At 68.0% G+C, this 1,613-nt stretch carries 1 protein-coding gene; it reads right to left on the bottom strand.

What is annotated here, in order from left to right:
• The coding region (locus tag IP86_RS27800; RefSeq protein ID WP_054165693.1) for an ATP-binding protein at positions 1 to 1,613 on the bottom strand (1,613 nt) is incomplete at both ends.

The following is a 1,613-nucleotide window of genomic DNA, read 5'->3' as shown; positions in this document are numbered from 1 at the left end:
AGCGTCTCGCCGGCCTTGACCTCCTGGCCTTCGGTGACGGCGATCGACACCACGAGGCCCGGCATCGGGCACAGCACCTTCTTGCCGGTGTCGGCCTTGTCGCCTTCCTTCATCCAGCGCGCCGCGGTGGCCTCGCGCTCGGTGAAGACGTTGACGGCGACTTCGTAGCCCTGATGCGCCAGTCGGAAGCCGTTGGGGATGGCGCGGACCTGCATCGCCACCGGGTGGCCGTCGAGCGTGCCTTCCCACACCGGCTCCCCGGGGATCCACGACGACAGCAACTGATGCGCCGCGCCGAGCGAGCCGTCGGCCTCGACGAAACGGACCACGAAGCCCTCGCCTTCGCGGATGACGTCGAGCGGGATCTCGGTGCGGTCGAGCCAGACGCAGCGGCGGCGTTCGCGGATCACCGCGCGGCCGATCATCTGGCCGGAGATCTTGCGCTTGCGCTCGCCGATCACGCGATCGATCGCGGCGCCGACCGCGGCGATGCGGCGGGCGACCTCGCCCTCCGGCGTACGCGCGCCAAAACCCTGCGGGAATTCCTCGGCGATGAAGCCGGTCGACAGGTTGCCCTCGCGCCAGCGTGGATGCGTCATCAGCGCCGACAGGAACGGAATGTTATGGCGGATGCCGTCGACGTAGAACGCGTCGAGCGCGTGCGCCTGCGCCTGGATCGCCGCGGCGCGCGACGGGCCGTGCGTCACCAGCTTGGCGATCATCGGGTCGTAGAACATCGAGATCTCGCCGCCCTCCTGCACGCCGGTGTCGTTGCGCACGGTGACGCCGTCGGCGCTGCTCTCGGCGGGCGGGCGATACTTCACCAGGCGGCCGATCGACGGCAGGAAGTTGCGGAACGGATCTTCGGCGTAGACGCGGCTCTCGACCGCCCAGCCCTTCAGCGTGACGTCCTTCTGGGCGATCTGCAGCTGCTCGCCGGCGGCGACACGGATCATCTGCTCGACGAGGTCGATGCCCGTGACCATCTCGGTGACCGGATGTTCGACCTGCAGGCGGGTGTTCATCTCGAGGAAGTAGAAGCTCTTGTCCTGGCCGGCGACGAATTCGACGGTGCCGGCCGAGTCGTAGTTCACGGCTTTCGCCAGCGCGACCGCCTGCTCGCCCATCTTGCGGCGGGTGACCTCGTCGAGCAGCGGGCTCGGGGCTTCCTCGATCACCTTCTGGTTGCGGCGCTGGATCGAGCATTCGCGCTCGCCGAGATAGATCACGTTGCCGTGCTTGTCGCCGAGCACCTGGATCTCGATGTGGCGCGGATCGACGATGAACTTCTCGATGAACACGCGGTCGTCGCCGAACGAGGCCTTCGCCTCCGCCTTGGCGAGGTTGAAGCCCTCGGCGACCTCAGTGACCGAATGCGCGATGCGCATACCCTTGCCGCCGCCGCCGGCCGAGGCCTTGATCATCACCGGGTAGCCGATCTCGTCGGCGATCTTCACCGCGTGCTTGTCGTCCTCGATCACGCCGAGGAAGCCCGGCACGGTCGAGACCTTGGCCTTGGCGGCCGCCTTCTTGGACTCGATCTTGTCGCCCATCGCGGCGATCGCGCCGGGGTTCGGACCGATGAACACGATGCCGGCGTCGCTGAGCGCGCG

The sequence above is a fragment of the Rhodopseudomonas sp. AAP120 genome (assembly GCF_001295845.1).
GTDB lineage: Bacteria > Pseudomonadota > Alphaproteobacteria > Rhizobiales > Xanthobacteraceae > Rhodopseudomonas.
The sequence above is the reverse complement of the archived record's forward strand: the minus strand, read 5'-3'. Positions and strand labels throughout refer to the sequence as shown.